Genomic DNA, 5,010 nt, shown 5'->3' with positions numbered 1-5,010 from the left:
GGCGTGCGTCGGGCCGGCCCGCGTCCTGAAACGGACGCGGGCGGTGGATTCCGGGGATGCGCGGCGAGCCGCCTAGAACAGCATTTCGAGTGCGATGACGGCGCTGCCGCGGCTCGGGATCAGCCGGGTCTCGGAGTCGGCGCGGCCGCCGTAGACCTCGAGGTTGGCGCGCACGCGGGCGCTGTCGCCGAGCGGGTGGATCAGCGCGACGCCGCCGAGGCTGCTGCCGTCGTCGAAGCCGTAGCGCCAGTAGCCGCGCAGGTCGAAGTCGCCGATGGCGCGGTCGCGGCTGAGGCGCACGAAGCCGTAGTTGCGCCGCATCATGCCGGTCAGCGCGTTGGCCCCGGCCAGATAGCCGGCGTAGGCGCTGCCGAACAGCGGGTCATCGAGCCGGGCGGTCGCGTCGTCGGCGTAGTCGAGCAGGTGGTCGTACTCACGATCCGAGTAGCCCTCGCCGTTGCGGTAGAACTCGACGATGACGTTGGTCAGGCCCTCGGTCGTGTACTGGCCGCCGACCAGCCACTGCAGGCTGCGCCCGGCATCGTCGTCGCGCTCCAGCGTGTACAGCGGCACCGTGCCGCCGGGGCCGGGGATGTCGCGCGCCACCGGCAGCAGCGTCTGGCGCTTGCCGCGCACGCCGGCCTCGGCGTGCAGTTCGAGCTGATCCGAGACGGTCGCCGACAGCGCCGCGCCGAAGAACGGTTCGCGTTCGGGGGTCGCGAAGGTCAGCGTCAGGTCGGCGGCCTCGAACTGGTGGCGCCAGCGCACGGCGACCGCCGGCTCGCGATCGAGGTCGATCGGGCGGCCGTACAGCGCCGTCGTCGGCCGGTAGCTCACGCCGTAGACGCCGATCGTGTCCGCGCTGCCGGTCCATTCCAGGCCGAGCTGCGGCGTGCCCGGCGCGCGCCAGGTGCGGGCGCGGTCGGTGAAGTTGCGCTGCTCGTCCGGGAACGGGTTCGACGGGTTCCAGACGTAGGCCGTGCCCCAGCGAAACGGCGCGACGCCGCCCGAGACCGTCACGGCCGGCGAGAAGCGCAGGTCGAGCATCGCCTCCTGCGCGAACACCCGGCCGCCGTCGCTGATGGAGTCCTCCTCGCGCCATTCGGCCCACAGGTCGGCACGCAGCGAGACATCGCCGCCGTCGAGCTTCGGCTGCAGGCGCAGCGCGGCGCGCGTCGAGGGGTCGGGCGTGTCGACGATGCGGCCGTCGGGGTTCAGCCGCGTGTCGGCGTGCGCCGGGTCACGTTCAAAGGACAGCTCGACGCTGGCCGGCCAGTCGGAGAAATCGGCGAGCGCGAACGGGCTCGCACTCCAGAGCGCAGCGGCCGCCACGGGCGCAAGGCGGCGCGCGCTCACCGGGATTTCCCGAGGTTGTTGAGGCTGAAGCGCTCGGGCGCGAGCGGGGCCAGCGAGAAGTTCTCGTAGCGCATCAGCGTGCGCTTGTCCTCGCCGGCGGCGCTGACGATCTCGATCTCGGTCAGCTGCGGCTTGCCGCCGGCGGCGGCGACCGGCTCGTAGCGGCGGTAGTACGCGGTCTTCAGCAGCTTGCCGGACGGCGCGAAGAAGTCGGCCTTGACCGGGCGGGCGTCGTCGCTGCGCAGCCACAGGTGCAGCTTCTGGTAGGTCGCGAGCGTGCCGGGTTTGGCGGTCAGTTCGAGCTTCTGGCAGGCGACGCCGTCGACGGACTCGCTGGCCAGCCACACCGGCGTGTAGTCGCCGGAAAAGTCCGTGCTCGCGACATCGCCGTTCGAGGCCTCGCCGAGCAGGCGCTGCTGCGGCGTGATGCGGATCGGCTTGCTGCTCGACGGCGAGTAGAACCACAGATTGCTGCCGTTCATCAGCAGCGCCTTGCCGCGCTCGGTGGCCGGGCCGATGTAGCTGACCAGCGAGGTGTGCGGGTCGAGGATCTCGGCGCGCAGCCTGAATGAACGCTCGGACTCGCCGGGCTCGATGCTGGTCAGGCCGAGGTCGAACGCGAACGGCTTGCCGCGGAAGTTGCGGTAGCCGTCGGCGCGTTCGAGCAGCGCCACGGCGTCGGGCGCGGCCGGGGCGGTGGCCGGCAGCGCGGCGGCGAACAGCAGGGCGAGCAGCGCAGTGCGCGCGACGCGCAGCGGGTGCAGGGAACGGATTCGGGGCAGCATGGTGAGAGTCCTCCGGGGGTATCGGGCGGGGGTCAGATCAGTCACACGAACCAGTGTTGTTCATCCCCCTCTCCCCAACCCCTCCCCCGCGAGGGGGAGGGGCTGAAAAGACGGCGTGTTCCGTTGTGATCGGGATCAGACGTGGCGCAGCGAGGTGACGACCGGCTGGCGGGCGGCACGCACGGCCGGCAGCAGCGTCGCGAAGGCGGCGATGCCGGCGACCGCGAGCACGCAGCCGATCCACAGGCCCGGCACATCCTCGATGCGCAGCGGGAAGCCCTTCGACGAGCCGGGCGGGGCCGGCATCATGATCTCCAGGGCGGTGATGCCATGCGCGGCGACGATGCCGAGCACGACGCCGATCAGCGCCGAGCCGGTCCCGAGCACCACGCCTTCGGTCAGGAACTGGCGGACGATGCCGCCGCGGCGCGTGCCGAGCGCGCGCAGCGTGCCGATCTCGGCGGTGCGCTCCATGACCGCCACCAGCATGGTGTTGGTGATGCCGAACATCACGACGACGACGATGACCAGCGCGATGAACAGGAAGAAGCCGTCATAGAGCGCGACGACCTTGTGATAGTAGGAAGCGAGCTGCGCCCAGGTCTGCCATTCGAGCTTCAGGCCCGCGTCCTTCGCGGCGGCACCGAAGCGCTCCATGACGCCATCGAGCGCGGCCGTGTCATCGAGCAGCACGACGACGGTATCGACCGACGGCGTGCCGAGCAGCTCGCCGGCGCGCGTCAGGCCCATCATCACGGCGCGGTCGTCGTACTCGGTCGCGAAGCTCCTGAAGATGCCGGCGACGCGCACGTCGACGGCGTTCATCGTGCCGTCGACGGTGCTGCCGAGCATCGTCAGCGTCGCGCCCGGCTTCACGTTCAGCGCCTGCGCGAGGCCCTCGCCGAGCAGCACGCCGTCGGCGTCGTCCGCGGCCAGCTCGTCGCCGGCGATGATGGTCAGCGCCGAGTTGATCAGCGCCTCGGTGTCCGGATCGACGCCGCGCACGATCACCGCCTGGCTGGTCTTCTCGTTGCCGAGCAGCGCCGCGAACTCGATGCGGCGCGAGCTCATCAGCACGTGCCTGTCCTTTTCGAGCAGCGTGCGCACGGCCTCGGCGCTTTCCGGCGACAGCCGCACCTTGTCCGGGTCGGCGCGGTGCCCGGCCTCGTAGCCGGCGACGTGGATCTGCGCGTGGCCGTACTGGCTGCGGATCACCGATTCGCGCAGGCCCGTGTAGTTGGCCTCGATGAAGCCGCCGAACAGCACGATGCCGATGACGGCGGAAGCGACGGTCGCCAGCGTCACCAGCGAGCGGCGGCGGTGGCGGCGGATGTTGCGCAGTGCGACCTTGAGCAGGAAGGGCATGGTCGTGACCTCGGGGCGGTCGGATTCGGTTCTGGCGGAATCAGGCGGAGTCTTGCCGGTCACGCCTGACTGCGTTGCTTGTCCCCCGCTCCCCAACCCCTCCCCGCGAGGGGGAATGGGCTGAAAGGACCGGGCGTTCGGATGCGATCGCTATCAGGCGGATTCGGGCAGGGCGGCGGCCGCGGCGTGGTTCGCGGCCTGCGCCGGCAGCGCGCCGCTGTCGTGCTCGATGCGCCCGTCGCGCATCAGCACGCGGCGTTCGGCGCGCGCCAGCAGCTCGCGGTCGTGCGTGCAGACGACCAGCGTCGTGCCGGTGTCGCGCGACAGCGCCAGCATCAGCTCCAGCACCTGCGCGCCGGTCGTGCTGTCGAGCGCCGCGGTCGGCTCGTCGGCGATCAGCAGCGCCGGGCGGTGCACGAGTGCGCGCGCGATCGCGACGCGCTGCTGCTGGCCGCCGGAGAGCTCGTTCGGATACTGGTCGGCCTGCGCGCCGAGGCCGACGGCTTCGAGCATCGCGCGCGCCGCGGCCGTGCGCCTGCGCTCGCCGAGCAGCTGCAGCGGGTATTCGACGTTCTCGACCGCGGTCAGCACCGGCATCAGGTTGAAGTTCTGGAACACGAAGCCGATGTGGCGGGCGCGGAAGTCGCTGAGGCGGGCATCGTCGATCGCGGCCAGATCCTGACCGTCGAGCGTGACGCGGCCGCTGCTCGGCGCATCGAGCCCGCCGAGCAGGTGCAGCAGCGTCGACTTGCCGCTGCCCGAGGGGCCGCCGAGGAACACGCGCTCGCCGCGCCCGATCACGAGATCGACGCCGCGCAGCGCATCGACCGTGACGTGGCCGAGGGCGTAGCGCTTGTGGACGTTTTCGGTGGTGAGGAAGCTCATGTCTGCGGTCGCTCCGGGCGCGGGGCGTGCTGCCGATCGCCGTCGTGTCAGGGATGGGGCCGGTCGCCGGGGCTCGCGGGAGCGCAGCGGCGGGTCCGGGGAAAGATCAGGACGCTGCGTCAGATCACCAGGCCGTCATCGGCGTGCAGCACCTGACCGGTCAGGCCGTGGCCGCCGCCGGCGAGGAACAGCACGTCGGCGGCCAGCATCGCTGCCGTCACCGGCTTGCCGAGGCCCATCGCGCCGAACAGCCGCTGCTCGGCGCCGTTCAGCGCGCTGCCGGTGTCGAGGCCGGCGACGAAGCCGTGGCAGACGGCGTTGACGGCGATCTGCCGGCGGCCGAGTTCCTTGGCGAGGCTGCGCGCCATGCCGAGCAGCGCGCCCGAGGCCGCGGCACTCGCCGCCAGTCCCTCGCGTCCGCACAGGCCGGCGATGTCGCAGACCACGACGATCGAGCCCGGCGTGCGCGCGCGCGTCCAGTGCCCGGTCGCGGCCTTGGCGCTGCCGAGCAGGCGCTGCGTGGCGACGAGCGCGGCGGCGACGATGGCATCGGCCGTGGCCGCAGCCGGCAGCGGATCGGCGACGCAGACCAGCGCGTCCAGTCCGTCGAGCGCGCCTG

Annotated in this window: 5 protein-coding genes; all 5 read right to left on the bottom strand. The window is 71.8% G+C overall.

Going from position 1 to position 5,010, the window contains the following annotated elements; all coding sequences use genetic code 11:
- Positions 1 to 72: 72 nt before the first annotated feature.
- Entirely contained in the window at positions 73 to 1,356 is a 1,284-nt protein-coding gene (locus PKE44_RS14900; protein ID WP_324552570.1) for a hypothetical protein, read from the bottom strand.
- Positions 1,353 to 2,141 carry an outer membrane lipoprotein-sorting protein gene (locus PKE44_RS14895; protein ID WP_324552568.1) on the bottom strand — a complete coding sequence of 263 codons (789 nt, stop codon included), beginning with the start codon at positions 2,139 to 2,141 and terminating at the stop codon, positions 1,353 to 1,355. The genes PKE44_RS14900 and PKE44_RS14895 overlap by 4 nt, the downstream gene beginning before the upstream one ends.
- A 135-nt stretch (positions 2,142 to 2,276) precedes the next feature.
- Entirely contained in the window at positions 2,277 to 3,506 is a 1,230-nt protein-coding gene (locus tag PKE44_RS14890; RefSeq protein WP_324552566.1) for an FtsX-like permease family protein, read from the bottom strand.
- Between the two features lie 153 nt (positions 3,507 to 3,659).
- Entirely contained in the window at positions 3,660 to 4,391 is a 732-nt protein-coding gene (locus tag PKE44_RS14885) for an ABC transporter ATP-binding protein (protein ID WP_324552564.1), read from the bottom strand.
- A 119-nt stretch (positions 4,392 to 4,510) separates the two neighbouring features.
- Positions 4,511 to 5,010 (bottom strand): SDR family oxidoreductase (locus PKE44_RS14880; RefSeq protein WP_324552562.1); only part of this gene is annotated, 500 nt, incomplete at its 5' end.

The sequence above is a fragment of the Plasticicumulans sp. genome, assembly GCF_035331805.1.
Classification (GTDB): Bacteria; Pseudomonadota; Gammaproteobacteria; order Competibacterales; family Competibacteraceae; genus Plasticicumulans.
The sequence above is the reverse complement of the archived record's forward strand: the minus strand, read 5'-3'. Positions and strand labels throughout refer to the sequence as shown.